This window comes from Pseudomonas aestuarii (genome assembly GCF_027988105.1).
In the GTDB taxonomy this organism is placed as follows: Bacteria; Pseudomonadota; Gammaproteobacteria; order Pseudomonadales; family Pseudomonadaceae; genus Aquipseudomonas; species Aquipseudomonas aestuarii.
The window spans coordinates 18853-41230 of record NZ_JAQJZJ010000004.1; the positions used below are offsets into that span (position 1 = coordinate 18853).

Sequence of the window (22378 nt, forward strand, 5' to 3'; positions counted from 1 at the left end):
TTAAATTTTCCACTTCAAACGGTCTGCTACTGGCCGTTTTTTGCCCTTCGGGTCGTTCTCTGCCGGTCATGGCCAAGAAGCGTGCCGGTCAGGTCGAATGCAGATGGGTGGGCAAGTCTGTGCAATTACCCATCAAGTCCGACAGGTTCCTAGAGCACCCCGGCCTGACGCAGTTGGTCGATCTGCTCAAGGCTCAAACCCAGCCATTGCTGCAACACCTGCTCGGTGTGTTCGCCGAGTAGCGGTGGGGCATTGCGGTATTGCACCGGGGTCGCCGACAGGCGAATCGGGCTGGCCACCTGCGGCACGCTGCCGGCCAGCGGGTGGGGCAACTCGACGCGCAGGCCTCGGGCCTGCACCTGCGGGTCGGCGAAGACCTGCTGCAGGTCATTGATCGGCCCGCAGGGCACGCCGGCCTGTTCCAGGGCCGCCAGCCATTGGGCGGTGGTCTTGAACACGGTGGCCTGGCGGATCAGCGGAATCAGTTCGGCGCGATGGGCGACGCGGGCCTGATTGGTGGAAAAACGCGAGTCGGCGGCCAAAGCCGTAAGGCCGGCGACCTCGCAAAACTTGCGGAACTGGCCATCGTTGCCGACCGTGAGGATGATGTCGCCATCGGCCGTGGGGAAGTCCTGGTAGGGCACGATGTTCGGGTGGGCATTGCCCAGCCGGCGCGGCGCCACGCCGGTGGTCAGGTAGTTCATCGCCTGGTTGGCCAGGCAGGCGACCTGCACGTCGAGCAGGGCCATGTCGATGTGCTGGCCATTGCCGGTCTGGTCGCGACTGGCCAGGGCGGCCAGAATCGCCGCGGTCGAATACAGGCCGGTGAGGATGTCGGTCAGGGCCACGCCGACCTTGACCGGCCCGGCGCCCTCTTCGTCATCGGCGCGTCCGGTCAGGCTCATCAAGCCGCCGAGGCCCTGGATCATGAAGTCGTAACCGGCGCGCTTGGCGTAGGGGCCGTCCTGGCCGAAGCCGGTGATCGAGCAGTAGATCAGCTTCGGGTTCAGTTCCTTCAGCGCGGCGTAATCGAGGCCGTAGGCGGCCAGGCCGCCGACCTTGAAATTCTCGATCAGGATGTCGGCCTTGGCCACCATCTCGCGCACCAGGCGCTGGCCTTCGGCCTGGGTGAAATCCACGGTGAGTGACTGCTTGTTGCGATTGGCCGAGAGGTAATAGGCGGCCTCACTGGTGTTCTCGCCCGCGGCGTCCCTGAGGAACGGCGGGCCCCAGTGACGGGTGTCATCGCCGCTGCCTGGGCGTTCGATCTTGATCACCTCGGCGCCGAGGTCGGCCAGAATCTGCCCGGCCCAAGGCCCGGCGAGCACGCGGGACAGGTCAAGAACGCGGATATGCGACAGGGCGCCGGACATAGCTTCAACTCCAGGGAATGGCCGCGTGCAACAACACGCATGCGTTCATCCTAGGAGTCTGGCGCTGCCCGGGCAAACGAGGATTTCGCACGCAACTGTGCCAAATCCTCACTCCATAGCGAGACAACATTGCCAATGTACGGGGGCTGCCCCTAGTTGCTGTGCGTAATGCGCCTACTCGACGCCGGCCTGACCGGCCTGCGTGGCTTCGCCGATCACCCGCTGGTGGGGGAAGTACGCGGTTGCGGGCTGATTGCCGCGGTCGCGCTGGCGGCGATCGCCAGACCAAGGCGCCCCCTGGCGAGCTCGGCAGCCTCGGTCGCTACCTGGCCGGCCGCGCCCAGGAACACGGCAAGATCACCCGGGCCATGGGCGATGCGATTGCCTTCTGCCCGCCGCTGATCAGCAGCGCCCGGGAGATCGGCCTGATCGTCGTGCGCTTCGCCCGCGCCCTGGACGACACCCGCCGCTGGCTGCGCCAGTAACGCCACGGTGTCCGGCAGCGGCCGGCCAGTGGGCCGCTGCCGAACCACCCTCAGTTGAGCAGCGCCTGGTCCTGGGCCACGAAACGCATCATCCACTCGGCCACCAGAGCCCCCTGGTGCGACTGCTCCAGGCTGACCATGGCCTGCCGGCAGACCTGCTCGCCCCAGTGCTCCTTGCGAATGTCGAGGATCGCCCGCGAATAGTCCGCCACCAGCTCCGGATGGCCCTGCCAGCACAGCACCTGGTCGCCGATCTGGTAGGCGGCGATCGGGCAGAAGGCATTGGCCGCCAGCACGGTGGCATTGGCCGGCGCCTGGGTGACCTGGTCCTGGTGGATGATCAGCAGCGACAGCGCCTCGACGCGCGGCTGCATCCAGGGCCGCTGTTGCAGCACCTGATACTGCTGCACGCCCAGGCCCCAACCCTGCTCGGCGCGCTCGGTCTTGCCGCCGAGCAGCAGGGCCAGTAACTGGTGGCCGAAACAGATGCCGAGCAGCTTGTCGCCGGCGTCGTAGCGCGCCAGCACATAGCCGCGCAGGACCTGGAGCCAGGGCTCGTCGCCGAAGGAGTCGTACTTGCTGCCGGTGATCAGGTAGGCGTCGAAGCACCGCCCTTGCTCCGGATACTGCCCCTGGATCACATTGAAGACCTCGAACTCGGCGGAGATCGGTTGCTGGGCGAACAGCTGCTGGAACATCCAGCCATAACCGCGGTACTGCTCGACCAGCTCGGGGCGGATGTGGTCGGTTTCGAGAATGCAAATGCTCAATGCCATTAAGGGATTCCTGACGCGGGGAATGGGGAGAACACAGGCTTGGAGGCGGCGGCAACCGTCAGCCAAGGGGCTCGCGCAGCGGCCGGTCGCCGCCGCGCGAAGTCACGGGATCAGCCCTGCAGGTCCTGCAGGGTCAGGTCCAGGCACAGCCGCGCCTTGTCCACCAGCTCGTCGATCTCGGCTTTGCTGATCACCAGTGGCGGCGCGATGATCATGGTGTCGCCCACGGCGCGCATGATCAGGCCGTTGTTGAAGCAATGGCCGCGGCAGATCATGCCGGCGCCCTGGCCTTCGTAACGGGCGCGAGTGGTCTTGTCCTTGACCAGCTCGATGGCGCCGAGCATGCCAACGCCACGGACTTCACCGACCAGCGGATGGTCGAGCAGCTCGCGCAGGCGCCGCTGCAGGTAGGGCGCGGTCTCTTCGCGGACCGTCTCGAGGATCTTCTCGTCGCGCAGGATGCGGATGTTTTCCAGCGCCACGGCGGCGGCCACCGGGTGACCGGAATAGGTGAAGCCGTGGTTGAAATCACCGCCCTGCTTGAGCACCTCGAACACCTTGTCGCTGACGATCAGGCCGCCCATCGGGATGTAACCGGAGGTCAGGCCCTTGGCAATGGTCATCAGGTCCGGTTGCAGGCCGTAGAAGTCGCTGCCGAACCACTCGCCGGTGCGACCGAAGCCGCAGATCACTTCGTCGGCCACAAACAGAATGTCGTATTTGGCGAGAATCTCGCGGATCTTCGGCCAGTAGCTGTCCGGCGGCACTATCACCCCGCCGGCGCCCTGGATCGGCTCGGCGATAAAGGCGGCGACCTGGTCTTCACCGACTTCGAGGATTTTCTGTTCCAGCTGCTCGGCAGCCCAGATGCCGAACTGGTCCGGGCTCATGTCGCCGCCTTCGCCGAACCAGTACGGCTGGGCAATGTGCTCGATGCCCGGGATGGTGCCGCTCTGGGCGTGCATGCCGGCCATGCCACCCAGCGCGGCACCGGCGACGGTGGAGCCGTGGTAACCGTTGATGCGGCTGATGATGACCTTCTTCGCAGGCTGGCCCTTGACCGCCCAATAGTGGCGAACCATGCGCAGCATGGTGTCGTTGCCTTCCGAGCCCGAACCGGTAAAGAACAGGTGGTTCATGCCTGCCGGCGCGAGCTCGGCGATCACCTTGGCCAGCTCCAGCACCGGCGGATGCGCGGTCATGAAGAAGGTGTTGTAGAACGGCAGCTCCTTCATCTGTTTGCTGGCGGCGTCGGCCAGTTCATCGCGACCGTAGCCGACGGCGGCGCACCACAGGCCGGCCATGCCGTCGAGGATCTTGTTGCCTTCGCTGTCCCACACGTACACGCCCTCCCCCTTGACGATGATGCGTGGGCCGGTGTCGATCAGCTGCTGAAAATCGCTGAACGGGGCCAAGTGATGGTCACGGCTCATGGCCTGCCATTTCAGGGTTTGCGGGTTCTTGTGGGTAGTGCTCATAGCGCCTCCGATGTCGTGGCAGTGCAGCGACTGGTCAGGTTGCCGGCAAATCAGCTTCTCGCCAGCAGGTGTTTGATGGCGAAGTCCGCGTCGGCGGCCTGCTCGTGCAATTCATGCTGCTTGATCATGTTGTACAGCTCGATAAAGGGCGCGCCGAAGACCTCGGTCATGATCGGGCAACGCTGCAACTCCGCCAGCGCCTCGCTCAGATCCGCCGGCAACGCGCCGCGCTCGCTGCCGTTTGCTAGAGAGCTCGCCGGGCGATCGCTGACTTCCGGCCTCGGTTCGATCTCTTGCTGCATCCCGGCCAGGCCGGCACCGAGCATCAGCGCCAGGCTCAGGTAGGGGTTAGCATCGCCGCCCGGCAGGCGGTGTTCGACCCGACGATTGGCTGGGTCGGAATGCGGCACGCGGAAGGCCGCGGTGCGGTTGTCATAGCCCCACTCGACGCTGGCCGGCGACGCATCCGGACGCTGCAGGCGCACATAGGAGTGGGCGTAGGGCGCGAGAATCGCCATCGAGGCGCGTGCCGAGGCCTGCCAGCCACCGATGAAGTGCTTGATGCGGGGGTGCGGCGAGCTGTCGGTGGCGGTAAACGGGTTGCCGCCGGCTTCGTCGGCCAGGCTGATGTGCCAATGCAGGCCGGTACCCGGCTCGGTCAGATAGGGCTTGGCCATGAAGGTCGCCAGGCAACCATGGCGACGGGCGATCTCGCGGGTCAGGCGCTTGAAGCGGAACACCGCGTCGGCCTGGGCCAGCGGCTCGCCGGGGGCGAAGTTGACCTCGTACTGGCCCAGCGCCGACTCATGACCGTAGCCGGTAATAGGAATGCCCTGGGCCTCACAGGCCGCCCACAGCTCATCGAAGAACGGCGCGAAGCTGCTGGCAGTCTCTGCCGAGGCCAGGTCGTGGGAGCTTTCGATATGCGGCACCTGCGCCGACATGCCGTGGGCCACCTGCAGGCCGCCCTCGGCGTTGCGCTGCGGATGGACCAGGAAAAACTCCAGCTCGGGGGCGACCCTGGCGGTGTACCCGGCGGCCTGGAGACGGCCCAGCACGCGCTTGAGCAACTGCCGCGGCGACAACTCGGCCACTTGGTACTGGCAATGGCCATCGGCCGCGGTAAAGCTCGCCTCGAGATCGCAGATCACCGTCGCCGTCGGCACCGTAGCCAGCGGATCGCGCACCAGGGTGCGCCAGTCCGGGCGCATGGCCATGTCCGGGAACATCGGCGGGAAAATTCGCTTGAACACTTGCGGCGGCTCGCCGCCGGTCACCGTCAGGCCGAGGAACAGCGAGGGCATCTTCGCCCCCAGGGTCTCGGCGAAGCTGGCCCGGCTGAGGATCTTGCCGCGCGCCACGCTGGTCAGGTCGGCGAACACCAGTTCGACCCGGCGGATGTCGTTGGCCTGCAGCCAGGCCAGGGCCTCGCTGGCGGTGGAAAGCTGGGGATGCATGGGAGAAGAACCTCGGAAACTGGAGCAGGGCGCTGCCGGCAGGCAACGCATGATGAACGTCCGACCGGTGGCTGCCGTCAGCCGCCGGTCTGGCTGGGCGCGAGCGCGACGCAGGGCAGGCCGACCCAGCTCAGGGCGGCCAACCACTCTTCGGTCAGGTGGGCCACCGTGTGCTGGCGCAGCAGGGCGACCAACTCGGCATGGTGCTGATGCCGCGCTTTCTGGCTGGCGAATCGTGGATCGGTTGCCCATTGCGGCTGGCCGGCCAGGGCGCTCAGCTCGGAAAACTGGTAGTCGTTGCTGACCGCCAGGAAGAAGGCACCATCGGCACTCGGGAAGATATGACAGGGTGCATACGACGGCTGCCCGCCCGCCACCGCGCGCCCTGGCGCCGCGCTGGCCGCGCCGCGGGTCACGGTGTGGATGAGCGTTTCCGGCGTCATGGCCTTCCTCCATCGGGGTCAGATTACAGATTGCCTAGCGGGCAGAAACTACAACGGGCGGGTAGCCTGGCTACCCGCCCGTTGGCGCTTCAGGCCTCAGAAGAAGGCCTGGATACCGGTCTGGGCGCGGCCGAGGATCAGCGCATGGACGTCATGGGTCCCTTCATAGGTATTGACCACTTCCAGGTTGACCAGGTGGCGGGCCACGCCGAACTCGTCGCTGATGCCGTTGCCGCCGAGCATGTCGCGGGCCAGGCGGGCGATGTCCAGCGACTTGCCGCAGCTGTTGCGCTTCATGATCGAGGTGATTTCCACCGCCGCGGTGCCTTCGTCCTTCATCCGGCCGAGGCGCAGGCAGCCTTGCAGAGCCAGGGTGATCTCGGTCTGCATGTCGGCCAGCTTCTTCTGGATCAGCTGATTGGCGGCCAGCGGGCGGCCGAACTGCTTGCGGTCCAGGCAGTACTGGCGCGCGGTGTGCCAGCAGTCTTCGGCGGCGCCCAGGGCGCCCCAGCTGATGCCGTAACGGGCGGAGTTGAGGCAGGTGAACGGACCTTTCAGGCCACGCACATCGGGGAAGGCGTTTTCTTCCGGGCAGAACACGTTGTCCATGACGATCTCGCCGGTGATCGAGGCGCGCAGGCCGACCTTGCCGTGAATTGCCGGGGTGCTCAGGCCCTGCCAGCCTTTTTCCAGGACGAAGCCGCGGATCTCGCCGGCATCGTCCTTGGCCCAGACCACGAACACGTCGGCGATCGGGCTGTTGGTGATCCACATCTTGGCGCCGGTGAGGCGGTAACCGCCGTCGACCTTCTTCGCCCGGGTGATCATCGAGCCCGGGTCGGAGCCGTGGTCCGGCTCGGTCAGGCCGAAGCAGCCGATGTATTCGCCGCTGGCCAGCTTGGGCAGGTACTTCTGCCGGGTGGCTTCGTTGCCGAACTCGAAGATCGGCACCATCACCAGGGAGGACTGCACGCTCATCATCGAGCGGTAGCCGGAGTCGACCCGCTCCACTTCGCGGGCGATCAGGCCGTAGCACACATAGTTCAGGCCGCTGCCGCCGTAGGCTTCCGGGATGGTCGCGCCGAGCAGGCCGGTGTCGCCCATCTCGCGGAAGATCGCCGGGTCGGTCTGCTCGTTGCGGAAGGCTTCGATCACCCGCGGCGCCAGTTTGTCGGCGGCGAACTGTTGCGCGCTGTCGCGCACCATGCGCTCTTCTTCAGTCAGTTGCTGATCGAGCAGCAGCGGGTCGATCCAGTTGAAGCTTGCCTTGGCCATCACGAAAACCTCGAGTTGAAACGGGGAGTAATCATCGCGGCCTGGGCCGCGCCCACGGGGTGCATGGAATTGATCCTAGGCCGCAAGTGCATGCGGGGCAAACGAGGTTTTCGCATACAGCTGTGCTTTTTACTCACTCCGAGTTAGCTTTGAAGCCAGTTAAATCCACAACAGAGTGAGAGTGCCGCACAGATGCGCCGCAAAATCCCCAGCACCACGGCCCTGATCGCCTTCGAGTCGGCGGCCCGCCATCAGAGCTTTACCCGGGCAGCCGAGGAACTGGCCCTGACCCAGAGCGCGATCTGCCGGCAGATCGCCGGGCTGGAGGAGTTTCTCAACGTAGAACTGTTCCGCCGTTCGCGGCGCGGGGTCAAGCTGACCGAGGCCGGCTTGTCCTACGCCAGACGGGTGGCCGCGCAACTCGACGCGGTGGAGCGCGACACCCTGGCGGTGATGGGCCAGCAAGGCGCCATGAGCATCGAACTGGCGGTGGTGCCGACCTTCGGCACCCAGTGGCTGCTGCCGCGCCTGAAGGATTTCCAGCGCCTGTACCCGCAGGTCACGGTCAACCTGACCAACCGCACCCGGCCGTTCCTGTTCGCCGATACCCAGTTCGATGCTGCCGTGTACTTCGGTGACGGCGACTGGTCAGGCACCGCCTCGCACCTGCTGATGCGCGAGAACCCCATGCCGGTGTGCAGCCCGGCGCTGCTCGCCGGGCAAAGCAGCCTCAGCGCCGAGCAGATCGCCAGCCTGCCGCTGCTGCAGCAAACCACCCGCCCTTATGCCTGGCGCCAGTGGTTCAGTTCGCTGGGGCTGACGATGGCCCGGGACTTGAGCGGGGCGCGTTACGAGCTGTTCTCCATGCTCGCCCAGGCTGCCATGCATGAGATGGGCGTGGCCTTGATTCCGCCCTTTCTAATCCAACGGGAACTGGCCGAGGGCCGCCTGGTGCTGGCACTGGAACATGCCTACAGCAGCGACAAGGCCTATTACCTGATGATTCCCGAACGCAAAGTGGAATCGGCGGCGCTGCAAAGCTTTCGCGACTGGCTGGTTGAGCAAGCGCGCGAGTATGCCCGGGCGAGTGATCTGGAATAAACGACAGCATGCGAAGTAATTGCCCCTGCTGCACGCGGCCAGGCAGGGCCTTCCGCTTGCCCGCAAGCGGCGCAAAGCCGCCTTTCAACATGCACAATCCAGGGCAAGCTGACCCGGTAGTCAATATCCAAGCGCACTACACTCGGCTGCCAGCCATCCCGCGGTGACGTCCAATTTATTGCACAGCGGAGCGGGCATAACGCCCTGAATGCCTGCGCGGGATGGTCGATTCGGCGGGGCCGCGGTCATTTGATGGGCAATTATTCATAGCGCGCATGCCGACGGCGCGTAAAACGCCCGCCAACAGCCTTGGCGGCCACGCCCAGCAAGCCTTTGCCGGAAATAATGGTTGGCAGGTCGCAGAGTGACTTGTAGTTGTCGCAAGGTTTTACTCCATAACGCCTTGAAGGACTTATGCTGCGCCTGCAAAATGCCGCCCCCCGCCCGCAACATAGCTTCTGCTAGGGTGATTTGTGCTGATCCTCCCTTCGCCGGCGTGCCACCCGCAGTGTGCCGGTTCACTAAAAAAGATCACGCAGGAGATTTGACGTGCACATCGGTGTTCCTCTCGAAACCCATGTCGGCGAAACGCGAGTAGCCGCCACGCCAGAAACCATCAAGAAACTGATCGGCCAAGGCCATCAGGTCACCGTGCAGAGCGGAGCCGGCATCAGCGCCAGTATCCCCGACAGCGCCTATCAGGCCGCTGGCGCGAGCATTGGCAGCGACGCCGCTGCCTTCGCTGCCGAGCTGGTACTCAAGGTCGTGGCGCCCACGGATGCCGAACTGGCCCACATGCAGGCCAGCGCGGTGCTGGTCGGCATGCTCAACCCGTTCAGCAACGAGACCATCGCGCGGCTGAACGCCCGCGGCATCACTGCCTTCGCCCTCGAGGCCGCGCCGCGCACCTCGCGCGCGCAGAGCCTCGATGTGCTCAGTTCGCAGGCCAACATCGCCGGCTACAAGGCCGTGCTGCTGGCCGCGCACCATTACCCGCGCTTCATGCCGATGCTGATGACCGCTGCCGGTACGGTAAAGGCCGCCCGCGTGCTGGTCCTCGGCGCCGGTGTCGCCGGTCTGCAGGCGATTGCCACGGCCAGACGCCTGGGGGCAGTGATCGAAGCCTCGGACGTACGCCCGGCAGTCAAGGAGCAGATCGAGTCGCTCGGCGCCAAGTTCGTCGACGTCCCCTGCGAGACCGATGAAGAGCGCGAGTGCGCCGAAGGTGTCGGCGGCTACGCGCGGCCGATGCCGGCCTCGTGGATGGAGCGCCAGGCCAAGGCGGTGCACGAGCGCGCCAAGCAGGCCGATATCGTCATCACCACCGCACTGATCCCGGGGCGCAAGGCGCCGACCCTGCTGCATGAGAGCACCGTGGAGCAGATGAAGCCCGGCTCGGTGGTCATCGACCTGGCCGCGGCCCAGGGCGGCAACTGCCCGCTGACGGTCGCCGAGCAGGTGGTGATCCAGCACGGCGTGACCATCGTTGGCCACAGCAACCTGGCGGCCCTGGTGCCGGCCGATGCCTCGGCGCTGTATGCGCGCAACCTGCTGGATTTCCTCAAGCTGGTCATCGACAAGGATGCTCAGTTCCACCTCAACCTCGAAGACGACATCGTCGCCGCGTGCCTGATGTGCACGGGCGGCAAAGTCGTCCGGACCAACGGCTAAGGAGTAGGGACATGGATATGATTTCCGATGGCATGTACAACCTGATCATCTTCGCGCTGGCGATCTACGTCGGCTACCACGTGGTGTGGAACGTCACCCCGGCCCTGCACACGCCGCTGATGGCGGTGACCAACGCAATTTCTGCGATCGTCATCGTCGGCGCCATGCTCGCTGCCGCGCTGACCGTCACCCCGCTGGGCAAGACCATGGGCACCCTGGCCGTGGCTTTGGCCGCGGTCAACGTGTTCGGCGGTTTCCTGGTAACCCGGCGCATGCTGGAAATGTTCAAGAAGAAGGTACGCCCTGCCGCAAGCAGCAGCGCGGCCGCGGAGAAGCACTGACCATGAGCATGAACCTGATCACTGTTCTCTACCTCGTCGCCTCGATCTGCTTTATCCAGGCGCTCAAGGGCCTGTCGCACCCTACCTCGTCGCGGCGCGGCAACCTGTTCGGCATGCTCGGCATGGGCCTGGCCATCCTCACCACCGTCGGCCTGGTGTACAAACTCGGCAGCGAACTAGCCACCCAGGGCCTCGGCTTCGTCATCCTCGGCCTGCTGGTCGGCGGCAGCGTTGGCACGATCATGGCCAAACGCGTGGAAATGACCAAGATGCCGGAGCTGGTCGCCTTCATGCACAGCATGATCGGCCTGGCCGCGGTGTTCATCGCCATCGCCGCGGTGGTCGAACCGCAGTCGCTGGGAATCGTGGCCAGCCTCGGCGACGCGATCCCGGCCGGTAACCGCCTGGAGCTGTTCCTCGGTGCGGCCATCGGCGCCATCACCTTCTCCGGTTCGGTGATCGCCTTCGGCAAGCTGTCGGGCAAGTACAAGTTCCGCCTGTTCCAGGGCGCACCGGTGCAGTTCGTCGGTCAGCACAAGCTCAACCTGGCAATCGGCCTGGCGATTCTGGGCCTCGGCCTGGTGTTCACCTTGACCGGCAACCTCGGCGCCTTCGCCCTGCTGCTGGCCCTGGCGTTCGTCATCGGCGTGCTGATCATCATCCCGATCGGTGGCGCCGACATGCCGGTGGTGGTGTCGATGCTCAACAGCTACTCGGGCTGGGCGGCGGCCGGTATCGGTTTCTCGCTGAACAACTCGATGCTGATCATCGCCGGCTCGCTGGTTGGTTCCAGCGGCGCGATCCTCTCGTACATCATGTGCAAGGCGATGAACCGTTCGTTCTTCAACGTCATCCTCGGCGGCTTCGGCGGCGCGACCGACGTCACCGGCCCGGCCGCCGACAAGGAAGCCCGTCCGGTCAAGTCCGGCTCGAGCGACGACGCGGCCTTCCTCCTGACCAACGCCGACACCGTGATCATCGTGCCCGGCTACGGCCTGGCGGTCGCCCGTGCCCAGCACGCGCTGATGGAACTGGCGGAGAAGCTGAGCCACCGTGGCGTCACCGTGAAGTACGCGATCCACCCGGTGGCCGGGCGCATGCCCGGGCACATGAACGTGCTGCTGGCCGAGGCCGAAGTGCCTTACGAGCAGGTGTTCGAGATGGACGACATCAACTCCGAGTTCGGCCAGGCCGACGTGGTACTGGTGCTCGGGGCCAACGACGTGGTCAACCCGGCCGCGAAGAACGATCCGAAGTCGCCGATCGCCGGCATGCCGATCCTCGAGGCTTACAAAGCCAAGACCGTGATCGTCAACAAGCGCTCGATGGCCAGCGGCTACGCCGGCCTGGATAACGAACTGTTCTATATGGACAAGACCATGATGGTCTTCGGCGATGCCAAGAAGGTCATCGAGGATATGGTCAAGGCGGTGGAGTAACGGCTGAGAGGCGTTCACTTGCCAACCAATGCCGCTCACTTGACTCAAGTGAGCGGCATTTTTTATGCGCCGGCTTCTAGCTGCTGCGGCTGCCGGGCTAGAGCTATCGAGGGCATATATACGTACTCCACATGCGCGATGGCGAAACAGGAATAATTCCTCCTTGCTTCAATTAATTTATAGTGGCTTGGCACCGCGCCAAAACAGATAAAAAGCAACATTTGCCCAGACAAATCCGCGGTGGATCAAGGAGCAGGGATGCTATCAGGCCCGCGAACTGGAGATTCGGTCGTACTTGCCGCAAAGGCTCTGCGCTCGACGGTGATCGAAGACGCCAGCGTTCAGGCGGCTATGCAGCCCTGGATCGAGATGGAGTGTTACCAGCTGAGCACAGGCAAACAGCTGGCGCGGATGGAAACACTGGATCTGGGCAGCCAACAAATCGTCCGCGAATCCCAGGCAACGTCCGTGCAAAAGCTGGGCGTTACCCCGGCGAATCTCTGCACTCTCTCGTACTGCACGCCCACGCCAAACTTTCGCTTCTCCGAGATTGGTGCCAGCGAGACCGATAGCCTTTTCTTTATGCCTGAGCATACAGAATTCGACATCTACGTCCCCGCGGGTGCGCAAACCGCTTATGTCAGCTTCGACCAGGACGAATTCCTGAAGGGCGCACGTGCGCTCAATCCCGAACAATGGGAGCGAACCCCCGAGCAGTTGCAACAACTGCAAACGGCTCAACAAGCCGCGTTAAAGGGTGCAATCAATCACTGGTTCAGCATGACCCGCGAACTCGGCGCGTACATGCCCGCTGTGGATAAAGGCTTGATGCGCCGCCTGCTGTTAGAAAACATTCTGCAGGTCGCCACAACTGCAAATCTGACTGAATCACAGCCACCGCCAGTTGAGCGCGCCCGGGCTTTTCACATTTGCCGCATGGCCCGCACCTTTGTCGAAGACAGCCTTGCCGTCGATGCCGTGCCGACCGTCACCGATATCTGCAGAACCATCGGTGTATCGGAGCGTGCCCTGCAATACGCCTTTCGTGCCTACGTCGACCTGTCACCAGTTGCTTATCTGCGCCTGTGCCGCCTCAATCACGTACGCGTGACCTTACGCGCCTTGGATCCGTGCACCGCAACGGTCACTTCAGTGGCCATGCGCTTCGGCTTTTTGCACCTTGGGCGTTTTGCTCAGGATTACCGGCAACTATTCGACGAGTCCCCCTCTGTCACGCTTGCTTGCTGATCCGTCTGCATAGCCCCGTTGGTGCCGCTGCAACAACCAACACTAATAAGGCCTTGCCTCAATACGTTTGCGGAAATCGGATAGCCGTAGTCCCGGCCGGCCAATAGGCTCGGCGAATTTCGGTTAAAAGGTTCCGCCATGAATCGCATCTACTGCTCCATATTCAACACCGCTCTGGGCACCTGGGTGGCTGTGCCCGAAACAGCAAAAGCCCGCGGCAAGAGCAATGGCGGTGCGCGCACTGCGCGCGGAGCAAGGCGTGCGCCTTTGTTTGCATGCACGGCGTTGGTGGCGGGGATGGCGATGGCAGGCATGGCGAGTGCGCAGACCTGGACCGGGACGACCGATACTAATTGGGATACCGCAACCAACTGGACTGGCGGTACGCCGGCCGCAGCCGGTACGGCAGACATAAATGCCGCAGCCGGCAACCAGCCAACTCTTGGCAGCGTAACGCCGGGCCTGACAGCAACCAACGTTTCCGCCGGGACGCTGACGATTTCGGCCGGTGGCGAGCTTGTTTCAACCGATGTAAATATTTCCGGGGCGGGTGCGATACACAACGCTGGCGCTATTAGCGGCAATGTGATCAGCACAGGCGCTGGAACCGGAATCGACAGTGCGGGCACGATCAATGGCAATCTAAGCTCAGGCGGGATCACCACGATTTCTGCGGGCAGCGTTACGGGCGCTCTAGCTGTGACAGGCGGTACGACCACTGTTTCAGGAGGCGCAACTGTTGGCGGCGATGTGAATGTTGGCGGCGGCGTGCTTACCCTTGGAGCCGGTACTAACCTGGGGCCAAACAGCAATCGTGTTGTCGTTGTTCAAAAGACTAACGGTAATGCAAGGATGGATCTGGGCGGAAATACGGTTGCGGCAAGCCAGATTATTGCGAATATCGCCTCGGGTACATCATTTACCAATGGAACCGTGACGGTAGCCAATCTTGCGCAGATAGGCGTTGGAACGATTGACGCGGTGCTGGCTGGCGCGGGTACCTTTCGAAGGGTAGCGCTCAACCCCGGCATTGCCAGTACTTTCACGGCCGCCAACACCTATACCGGGGCGACCGATGTGCAGGGGCGTCTGGTCATTTCATCAACTGGCAGCATTCTGAATACAGCTTCGATCACGATTGATGGAGCCGGCGTGCTTCGGGTGGACGGCGCTGGCGGTAACGCCATCAGCGACAGCATGCGCATCACAAACAATGGGGCGTTTGAGATTTATGGCAGTGATGAAACCATCGGCTCCATTGCCGGAACCGGAAATATTTCTGTTGCCAGTGGCACCAACCTGATCCTTAGCGACGGCACGACCCACAGCATTGATGGTGTCGTTTCCGGCGCTGGCGGGCTGACCATCGACAAATCGGCAGGCGTTGTGACCCTGAGCGGGACCAATGCCCATACCGGTGCGACAACCCTGGAAGCGGGCGGCCTGACGCTTGCAGGGGGCGCGGCGATTGCCGACACCGGCGCTGTGGTGGTTAACGGCGGCACCCTGACGCTGTCGGACAGCGAAACCATCGGCACCCTTTCAGGCAGCGGTGGCGCGATCCAGTTGGGCAGCAATACCCTGACGGTGAATGCCATCAGTGGCAGTGCCGACTATGCGGGGGCGATCAGCGGCAGCGGCGGGCTCGGCAAAACTGGCGCGGGCACCTTGGCGCTGTCGGGTACGAACACCTATACCGGGGATACGACCCTCACGGCCGGTACAGTTGCCATCAACAATGCTGGCGCTCTGGGTGCGGACAGTGGGTATCTCTGGCTGGCTGGTGGGACCTTGTTAGCCACGGAAAGCCTGACGCTGGGCAAGGCAAACTTGATTACTCAGAGCGGCACCACGAGTACGATTGCCGCCGCAAACGGGAAAACGTTGACCCTTACGGGCAACGTTAACCCAATAGGTAGCAACGCGGTTCTGAACTTTGGCGCGGCAGGGCAAGAAGGGACGGTAGTTGCCTCGAATATGTCCAGCGCAACCAATACCGCGAGGGTAAACGTGGCAGGTGGAACGCTCAGAGTGGGGGCGGGCGAGTTTATCAACAGCGGACTTGGTTTCATTGCTGGGACCAGTGTCGCTGGGGCCGCGACGCTGGATATGGCTGGACTGCTTGTCAGAATCAACAACCTGTCTGGAACCGGTACGGTGAACTCCAGCGCCGGTAGCGCAACCTTGCAAACGCTGGGCACCTCCAACTTTGGCGGCACTATCGCGGATGGCGCGGGCACCTCAAACCTGGATGTCTCTTCTGGCGCACTGACACTAAGCGGGGGCAATACCTACACCGGCACAACACTGTTGTCCGGGGGCAACCTGACGCTTACGGGGGCGGGCGCACTGGCTTCCACTGATGTGACCATCAACGCCGGGCGAACGTTGACCACGCAAGGTGGCGCGGCAACCGGTTTGGCCGCCGCTACGGCCTTGACTAACAGTGGTGTACTTGCCCTGACCGGGGATGAAGAAATCGGCAGCATCGCCGGGGCTGGTGCCGTCACGCTGGACGCACACACGCTAACCATTGGCGGGCTAAACAGCTCCACAGAGCTCTCGGGTGTGGTGAGCGGAACGGGGGGCCTGATCAAGTCCGGTACCGGGCAACTAACCCTTTCCGGCGCAAACACTTATGTGGGCCAAACGGCAGTGACCGCTGGCACGCTAGACGTGACTGGCAGCATCGCCTCCACCAGCGTTGTTGTTGAAGACAGCGCAAGCCTGACCGCCGATGGCGCGTCGCTAAGCGATGCTGCGAGCGTGACGCTCAATGGCACCGGCAGTCTGACCGTCAACAGCGCGACCGAGACCATCGGGTCGCTTTCGGCGGCGGCGGGATCTACGGTTGTACTGAATGCTGGGCTGACGGTCGGTGATACTGCCGATACAACAGTTGCTGGGGCCATTTCCGGTATTGGCGCATTGACCAAGGTCGGGGCCGGCACCTTGCTGCTCTCTGGCGGCAATACCTACAGCGGCGGCACCACTATCAGCGCAGGCACCTTGGTGGCGAACAATACGAGTGGTAGCGCCACTGGAAGTGGTGCGGTGACGGTCGCCAGCGGCAGCGCCCTTGGTGGTAGCGGCAGTATCGCCGGCAGTGTCACGGTCGCCGATGGCGGTCGTCTGGCCGCCGGTAACTCGCCCGGAAACTTGACCCTGGGCGAGTTACTGCTGAATAACGCCTCGGTCCTCGACTATGAGCTCGCTTCCCCCAGCGATATCGCGGGAGTAGATAGCGACCTGATCACGGTGACCGGCAACCTGACGCTGGATGGCATTCTCAATATCACCGACCTGGGCGGCTTTGATTTTGCTGTCAGCTCTGGCGATACCGGCAGCTACAGGCTGTTCAACTATGGCGGCACGCTGATCGATAATGTCATATCGTTCGGCTCCGGATTATTGGCCGGCTACAACTACAGCATCGATACTGCCACCGCGGGTGCCGTTACCTTGGTGGCCGATTTCACCGGCCTGCAGTTCTGGGACGGCAATAACAACATTGCAAACGCAACGGTTGACGGCGGCAATGGCACCTGGTCGGCTGGCGACACCAACTGGACAAATCAAAGCGGCAACACAAACAGCAACTCGGGTGAACTTACCGCCATATTTGGCGGCACTGCCGGAACAGTTGAGGTTGACGGTTCTCATACCGTTCAAGGGCTACAGTTCGTTACCGATAACTACCTGCTGCAAGACACTGACAATAATGGCGCTTTAGTACTGGCTGATAGCGGTGCCGACGTGCGGGCTGACAGTGGTGTTAATGCAGTAATTGATGTGGCGCTTGGCGGCACCGGCAGCCTTTCTAAAACAGGTGCTGGCACGATTACCTTGCAAGGTAATAATACCTACACCGGCGACACCATTATTTCTGACGGTACATTGCAGTTAGGCGATAACAATCGAATTGCAAATACCAGTGATCTGGTTATCAATGGTGGCACTTTCGATCTGAACAATTTTAATGAGACGGTGGCGAATCTCTCGGGTAGCGGCGGCACTATCAATATCGGCGCAGGCGGTACTGGCACTCTGACCGTTAATCAAACGGTGGACCAGACCTATGCAGGTAATTTTTCGGGAGCTAGCGGTAGGTTCCAAGATGCGATTATCAAAAATGGCGCGGCAACCTTAACCTTGACCGGTACCAATTCACAGACGGGTGTAGGCATTGTCCAAATTAACGCCGGTCGCCTGGCAGTAGAGGGTGGCAATGCCATTGGGGATTCACAAATGCTGACTGGGGTTGGCGAATTTGAGCTGCTCAGTGATGAGACCATAGGCTTCCTTAACATGAGTGGTGGCCAAGTATTACTCAATGATAATACGTTAACCTTAGGTAGCAATTCAGATGTCTCTGGCGGCACTTATGCCGCTATTTCCGGTACAGGCAATATCATTATCGACGGCGATGCATTACAGGTTTTTTATGCAGCGAGTACCTACACCGGCAGCACTACCATCAACAGTGGAGAATTACGGACCCGCAACTTATCGGCTTTGGGCAACAACAGTGCTGTGGCGGTTAATTCCGGTGGAGCGCTTCTGCTCTTGGATGATCTGAACATTGGCTCATTGGCTGGCGATGGAGCGGTCACTCTTACGAGTCTATTCGGTTCTCATCGTTTGACATCCGGCGCAGATAACACCTCTACCACCTTCAGTGGTGTGCTCTCCGGCGCAGGCGGCCGCTTGAACAAAACCGGCACGGGCACCCTGACCCTGACGGGCAGCAATACCTATACCGGCGGCACCACTATCAGCGCCGGGGTGCTGCAGGGGACGACGGCTTCGCTGCAGGGCGACATCATCAACAATGCCACGCTGGCTTTCGATCAGGACGCGAGCGGTACTTTCAGCGAAGTAATCAGTGGCAGCGGTGCACTGAGCAAGTCCGGTAGCGGCACGCTGATCCTCTCCGGGGCCAACAGCTACAGCGGCGGCACCACCATCAGCGCCGGGGTGCTGCAGGGGACGACGGCTTCGCTGCAGGGCGACATCATCAACGATGCCACGCTGGCTTTCGATCAGGACGCGAGCGGTACTTTCAGCGAAGTAATCAGTGGCAGCGGTGCACTGAGCAAGTCCGGTAGCGGCACGCTGATCCTCTCCGGGGCCAACAGCTACAGCGGCGGCACCACCATCAGCGCCGGGGTGCTGCAGGGGACGACGGCTTCGCTGCAGGGCGACATCATCAACAATGCCACGCTGGCTTTCGATCAGGACGCGAGCGGTACTTTCAGCGAAGTAATCAGTGGCAGCGGTGCCCTGAGCAAGTCCGGTAGCGGCACGCTGATCCTCTCCGGGGCCAACAGCTATAGTGGGGGTACCACGGTCTCTGGCGGCATATTGCAGGGCAGTAGTACGTCCCTGCAGGGCGACATCGGCAACAATGCCATGATCAACTTCGACCAGGCGGCTGATGGCGTTTATGCCGGGGTGATGAAGGGTTCGGGCAGTCTTATAAAGTCCGGTGCCGGCATGCTCACGCTTTCAGGTATGAGCAGCTACAGCGGTACCACCATCATTGAGGGTGGCAGGCTGGCGGTGAATGGCTCGATTGCCAACTCAGCGACCACGATTAATGCAGGCGGCACCCTGGGTGGCAGCGGCATAGTGGGCAGTATCTCGCTCAATGGAGGTGTCCTCGCCCCCGGCAACTCGATCGGCACGCTCAATGTGGCCGGCGATCTGGACTTCTCGGCGGGCGGCGTTTTTGAGGTGGAAGTCGATGCCGCCGGCAACAGTGACCGTATCGATGTCACGGGCAGTGCAGTACTCACCAATGGCACAGTGCTGGTGTTGCCCGAGGCCGGCGACTACAAGGTCAGCACGGATTACACCATCCTCACCGCGGCGGGCGGTTTGGGCGGCACTACCTTTGGCAGTGTCAGTTCCAATCTTGCCTTCCTGACGCCAACGCTGTCTTACGATGCCAACAACGTATTGCTCAACTTGCGCCGCAATTCGTCTGACTATGCCTCGGTTGCCGAGACTGCCAACCAGGGTTCTGTTGGCACCGCACTCGATACATTGTTCGGTTCCGATAGTGCAGGGGCTGATGAGCTGTTCAATAATCTCAATATTTTGAGTGCCGCAGGTGCCAGCCAGGCCTATGACTCGCTCAGTGGTGTGCAGCATACCTACAGCAATCAGATTGCTCTGCAGTCGCTGAATCAGTTCAAAGGGCTGCTGTTCGATCGCTTGCAAGGCAACAGCCAGTTTCTCGCCAGAAACGGTCAGCTCATGCTGGCCTATAACGACAACGGCACGGTGACCGATGTTGGCTCGCAACTACTCGGCAGTCGACCTGTAGCGGATCGCGGTTGGTGGCTGCGTGGCACCGGCAGTTATGGCGAAATCGACGGTACGCGCAATGCAAGCGGCGCCCATTACAACGCCAGCGGCACGGCGACCGGCATTGATGTCAACCTGGATGATTCACTGACCCTCGGTGCCGCCTTCGGCTACAACACCACCGGTGCCGGCGTGGATCAGGGTGATCTTGAGGTCGACAGCTATCAGGCCGCTTTCTACGGCAGGTGGCTGCTTGATGATGGGTATTACGCCAGCGGCATTGCGGGCTTTGGCTACCATGACATCGATGCCAAACGCGGCATCAACGTCGGTATCTCCAGCAGCACCGCGAAATCGGATTACGACGCCTGGACCGGTAACGTTGCCGTTGAAGCCGGTCGCACGTTTGCCCTTAACCAGCGCACCCGGATCACACCGCTGGCCGGGCTTGAGTACGCCCACATCAACCGCGAAAGCTTTACCGAGCATGGCGCCGGCGCGGCCGACCTGCATGTCAGCCGCGACCAGCAGGATTCCCTGCGTTCAGCGCTTGGCGCACGCCTTGAACACAGCTGGACAACCAACAATGGCAGCCGAATCCAGCCCACTATTGAACTGGCCTGGCTACATGAGTTCATGGATAACGAAGCAGGGTTACGCGCCGGCTTTGCCCCGGCCCCTACAGCTACGTTCAATGTTAGCGGACCCGAACTGGATCGCGACCGCGCCCGGATCGGCCTGGGCCTCAACATGCAGGTCAACGAGACTGCCTCGCTGAGGCTCGGTTATCAGGGCGAGTTCGCAAGCTCTGACCAACGTCACGACGTCTCGGCCACCTTCAAGATGGCATGGTGAAACTGACCAGCGAGGTCGCTCGATGCGCCGGCTCCAGACACTGATCGAAAAATGAAGCTGGCGACGGGCTGGCCTGCTTTGCAGGCCAGCTCTTGCACCCTGCGAGCGAAACGAACTCAGCGGTGAAATCCTTTGCAGCTGCGAACACAAACGCAAGAACCATACTTTTCCAGTGCGGGTATTTGAATCCCCCTTGCGCAATGCTCGCCGTCCGAGTCCCACCAACCTAACTCTGCATGAGCAATCAGGCTTCGCAGCACGTTTGCGGAAACCGGATAACCGCATACCCATTGGCTGCTTAGGCTGAGCGAACTTTCAGCCATGGGACAAAGCAGCGATGTTGGAAGCAGTGACTCCACACGGTCACGGCCTGGCTGTAGTCCGCGTCCAGCAGGTGCTGATAGCGTTGACCCACCAAGGGGCTACAGCGAATTCGGTATCCACCCTGTGCCCGGACACATGACCGTGATCGTCAACAAGCGCTCGATGGCCAGCGGCTACGCCGGCCTGGATAACGAACTGTTCTATATGGACAAGACCATGATGGTCTTCGGCGACGCGAAGAAGGTCATCGAGGATATGGTCAAAGCCGTCGACTGACCGTAGTAGCGCAAGAGAAAACCCGGCCACTGCGTGCCGGGTTTTTTTCTGCGCGCAGGAACGCCACCTTCTCGCTTGGCGACTTCTCTGCAGGGGCTCATCAGCGATACAGATTGGCGCCGACCCGCCACAGAAGCGGCTAAAAAACTGAACCAGAGATCAGCAGTGTCAGGCAATCAATTTGCAACTGTACCTATAGACAACCACTGCACATTGATTCGCATGCGAGATAAATAACTGCTCTACGCACAAACACACGGCAATTCACTTATCACCGGTACAGTAGGCGCATAAAACAGCAAAACAGTTACAAAGCACACTATCTAATAGCTCAACAATATTACCCAGCTGTGACTATGGCACTGCTTGCAAGAAGCGGAATATGGGCACCAGGCAAAACACTCTCTAGACCCGCCACAAGCGGAAGGATGACACCATGGAACGTACACTCAGTTCCGACTTCGTTTTTGAAACCAACTCCTCCAACGCCACCAGCGGTCTGCCGCTGCGTATGGTTGCCGCCCTGTTCACCTGGCAGCGCCGCATGACCAGCCGTCGCCAACTGGCGCGCCTGGATGCCCGCCTGCTGGCCGATGCCGGCATCAGCGAGGCCCAGCGCCACGCCGAGTTGAGCAAGCCGTTCTGGCGTTAAGCCTGGCGGCGCAAGCCGCTCAGCACGCACTGACAAACCCGCCCACGCCCAGCGTTGGCGGGTTTTGTCGTTATAGCCCGGGGCAAACAGCACAGCTGCCGCGCTCTCCAGCAGCACAGTTTTATAAAAGCAGTAACTGACCCAGTACACTTTTGCCTGACTGTGACTGCCCGGCTGGCCAGTGTCGCGCGACTATGGATACCCATACCGCCACGCCCGCCCTGCACGGGAAGGATCATTGCCATGGAGCGTATTCTCAGCGACAGCCCAGCACCTTTCGAACAGTCGTACAACGACTCGCTCGCCCGTCTGCGCGGCACCGTCAAACGTTGGCAGCTCAATATCCGCACCCGCCGCCAACTGGCCCAGTTGGACCCCCACCAGCTGGCCGACGCCGGTATCAGCCCCGGCGAGCGCCTGGCAGAACTGGAAAAGCCGTTCTGGCGCTAAGCAAGCATGGTGTGTCGACTGCCCACTGAGCTAGGCTGGCAACAATCTGGCGTGGCCGATTGCCACGCCTTGGCTAGATGGCTCAGGAGCTTCAGGATGATCGCCTTGCGTACACTCGGTTTTTCCGCTTTGTGGGTGCTGGCCACCAGCGCCTCGGCGTCCAGTTTCGTCGCCACTACCGATACCCTGGGCGGCGCCCTCATGGGCACCTCGGACGCGACCTCCGACGCCACCTCCTCGCTGCGTGACGACAAAATCGTACTGGCCGCCCGGAGCGACGCGGCCAGTTTCATCGCCAGCCAGGGCGCCATCCGTGGCGTGCGACTGGAGGCAGCGCTGCGGCATATCCGCCAGCTAACGCCTGGCCTGGCAGCCGACGATGAGCAACTGGCGCAGGCCATTCTCAGCCGTTGAGGCTCCCA

16 protein-coding genes and 1 pseudogene are annotated in these 22378 nt (G+C 62.1%); 11 read left to right on the top strand and 6 right to left on the bottom strand.

Annotated features, from left to right (window positions below):
• Window positions 1–149: 149 nt before the first annotated feature.
• Entirely contained in the window at window positions 150–1373 is a 1224-nt protein-coding gene (locus PH586_RS09665) for a CaiB/BaiF CoA transferase family protein (RefSeq protein ID WP_271347558.1), read from the bottom strand.
• A 242-nt stretch (window positions 1374–1615) separates the two neighbouring features.
• Here PH586_RS09665 and PH586_RS09670 point away from each other — a divergent pair, with 242 nt between their 5' ends.
• Window positions 1616–1858 carry a hypothetical protein gene (locus PH586_RS09670; protein WP_271347559.1) on the top strand — a complete coding sequence of 81 codons (243 nt, stop codon included), beginning with the start codon at window positions 1616–1618 and terminating at the stop codon, window positions 1856–1858.
• 50 nt (window positions 1859–1908) lie between these two features.
• Here PH586_RS09670 and PH586_RS09675 read toward each other — a convergent pair whose 3' ends face one another.
• The 5 genes from PH586_RS09675 to PH586_RS09695 all read right to left on the bottom strand — a co-directional run bounded on the left by PH586_RS09675 (window position 1909) and on the right by PH586_RS09695 (window position 7290).
• Window positions 1909–2634, bottom strand: coding sequence for an amidotransferase (locus PH586_RS09675; protein ID WP_271347560.1), 726 nt, complete (start codon window positions 2632–2634; stop codon window positions 1909–1911).
• Window positions 2635–2744: 110 nt separating this feature from the next.
• Entirely contained in the window at window positions 2745–4112 is a 1368-nt protein-coding gene (locus PH586_RS09680) for an aspartate aminotransferase family protein (protein WP_271347561.1), read from the bottom strand.
• Window positions 4113–4162: 50 nt separating this feature from the next.
• A complete protein-coding gene (locus PH586_RS09685) occupies window positions 4163–5569 on the bottom strand; it encodes a glutamine synthetase family protein (protein WP_271347562.1) in 1407 nt (468 codons plus the stop codon).
• A 77-nt stretch (window positions 5570–5646) separates the two neighbouring features.
• Window positions 5647–6012, bottom strand: coding sequence for a CoA transferase (locus tag PH586_RS09690; RefSeq protein ID WP_271347563.1), 366 nt, complete (start codon window positions 6010–6012; stop codon window positions 5647–5649).
• Window positions 6013–6108: 96 nt separating this feature from the next.
• Entirely contained in the window at window positions 6109–7290 is a 1182-nt protein-coding gene (locus tag PH586_RS09695; RefSeq protein WP_271347564.1) for an acyl-CoA dehydrogenase, read from the bottom strand.
• Window positions 7291–7479: 189 nt separating this feature from the next.
• On the opposite strand from PH586_RS09695, the gene PH586_RS09700 reads away from it, so the two are divergent.
• The 10 genes and pseudogenes from PH586_RS09700 to PH586_RS09745 all read left to right on the top strand — a co-directional run bounded on the left by PH586_RS09700 (window position 7480) and on the right by PH586_RS09745 (window position 22370).
• The gene (locus PH586_RS09700) at window positions 7480–8388 is read left to right on the top strand and encodes a LysR family transcriptional regulator (protein ID WP_271347565.1); all 909 of its coding nucleotides are present in this window, start codon (window positions 7480–7482) and stop codon (window positions 8386–8388) included.
• Window positions 8389–8937: 549 nt separating this feature from the next.
• On the top strand, window positions 8938–10059 hold the full coding sequence (locus PH586_RS09705; protein WP_271347566.1) for a Re/Si-specific NAD(P)(+) transhydrogenase subunit alpha: 1122 nt from the start codon (window positions 8938–8940) through the stop codon (window positions 10057–10059).
• A gap of 11 nt (window positions 10060–10070) precedes the next feature.
• Window positions 10071–10400 carry an NAD(P) transhydrogenase subunit alpha gene (locus PH586_RS09710; protein WP_271347567.1) on the top strand — a complete coding sequence of 110 codons (330 nt, stop codon included), beginning with the start codon at window positions 10071–10073 and terminating at the stop codon, window positions 10398–10400.
• A gap of 2 nt (window positions 10401–10402) precedes the next feature.
• The gene (locus PH586_RS09715) at window positions 10403–11839 is read left to right on the top strand and encodes an NAD(P)(+) transhydrogenase (Re/Si-specific) subunit beta (protein WP_271347568.1); all 1437 of its coding nucleotides are present in this window, start codon (window positions 10403–10405) and stop codon (window positions 11837–11839) included.
• Window positions 11840–12097: 258 nt separating this feature from the next.
• Window positions 12098–13087 (top strand): helix-turn-helix domain-containing protein, encoded by a 990-nt coding sequence (locus PH586_RS09720; RefSeq protein ID WP_271347569.1) that lies wholly within the window; start codon window positions 12098–12100, stop codon window positions 13085–13087.
• Window positions 13088–13225: 138 nt separating this feature from the next.
• On the top strand, window positions 13226–20254 hold the full coding sequence (locus PH586_RS09725; protein WP_271347570.1) for an autotransporter-associated beta strand repeat-containing protein: 7029 nt from the start codon (window positions 13226–13228) through the stop codon (window positions 20252–20254).
• A 462-nt stretch (window positions 20255–20716) separates the two neighbouring features.
• Window positions 20717–20854: pseudogene (locus PH586_RS09730) on the top strand (NAD(P)(+) transhydrogenase (Re/Si-specific) subunit beta); the annotation flags it as partial.
• Between the two features lie 436 nt (window positions 20855–21290).
• Window positions 21291–21506: a DUF1127 domain-containing protein gene (locus PH586_RS09735; protein ID WP_238041016.1), complete on the top strand. Its 216-nt coding sequence runs from the start codon at window positions 21291–21293 to the stop codon at window positions 21504–21506.
• 243 nt (window positions 21507–21749) lie between these two features.
• The gene (locus PH586_RS09740; RefSeq protein ID WP_271347572.1) at window positions 21750–21956 is read left to right on the top strand and encodes a DUF1127 domain-containing protein; all 207 of its coding nucleotides are present in this window, start codon (window positions 21750–21752) and stop codon (window positions 21954–21956) included.
• Window positions 21957–22052: 96 nt separating this feature from the next.
• Complete coding sequence (locus tag PH586_RS09745; protein WP_271347573.1) at window positions 22053–22370, top strand: DUF2388 domain-containing protein; 318 nt, start codon at window positions 22053–22055, stop codon at window positions 22368–22370.
• Window positions 22371–22378: the final 8 nt, after the last annotated feature.

Excerpts from the sequence above, each read along its gene's own strand:
- PH586_RS09665 (WP_271347558.1), bottom strand. The coding sequence starts at position 1,373 with ATGTCCGGCGCCCTGTCGCATATCCGCGTTCTTGACCTGTCCCGCGTG.
- PH586_RS09675 (WP_271347560.1), bottom strand. The coding sequence starts at position 2,634 with ATGGCATTGAGCATTTGCATTCTCGAAACCGACCACATCCGCCCCGAG.
- PH586_RS09740 (WP_271347572.1), top strand. The coding sequence starts at position 21,750 with ATGGAGCGTATTCTCAGCGACAGCCCAGCACCTTTCGAACAGTCGTAC.
- PH586_RS09700 (WP_271347565.1), top strand. The coding sequence starts at position 7,480 with ATGCGCCGCAAAATCCCCAGCACCACGGCCCTGATCGCCTTCGAGTCG.
- PH586_RS09745 (WP_271347573.1), top strand. The coding sequence starts at position 22,053 with ATGATCGCCTTGCGTACACTCGGTTTTTCCGCTTTGTGGGTGCTGGCC.
- PH586_RS09720 (WP_271347569.1), top strand. The coding sequence starts at position 12,098 with ATGCTATCAGGCCCGCGAACTGGAGATTCGGTCGTACTTGCCGCAAAG.
- PH586_RS09680 (WP_271347561.1), bottom strand. The coding sequence starts at position 4,112 with ATGAGCACTACCCACAAGAACCCGCAAACCCTGAAATGGCAGGCCATG.
- PH586_RS09715 (WP_271347568.1), top strand. The coding sequence starts at position 10,403 with ATGAGCATGAACCTGATCACTGTTCTCTACCTCGTCGCCTCGATCTGC.
- PH586_RS09725 (WP_271347570.1), top strand. The coding sequence starts at position 13,226 with ATGAATCGCATCTACTGCTCCATATTCAACACCGCTCTGGGCACCTGG.
- PH586_RS09735 (WP_238041016.1), top strand. The coding sequence starts at position 21,291 with ATGGAACGTACACTCAGTTCCGACTTCGTTTTTGAAACCAACTCCTCC.
- PH586_RS09690 (WP_271347563.1), bottom strand. The coding sequence starts at position 6,012 with ATGACGCCGGAAACGCTCATCCACACCGTGACCCGCGGCGCGGCCAGC.
- PH586_RS09710 (WP_271347567.1), top strand. The coding sequence starts at position 10,071 with ATGGATATGATTTCCGATGGCATGTACAACCTGATCATCTTCGCGCTG.
- PH586_RS09685 (WP_271347562.1), bottom strand. The coding sequence starts at position 5,569 with ATGCATCCCCAGCTTTCCACCGCCAGCGAGGCCCTGGCCTGGCTGCAG.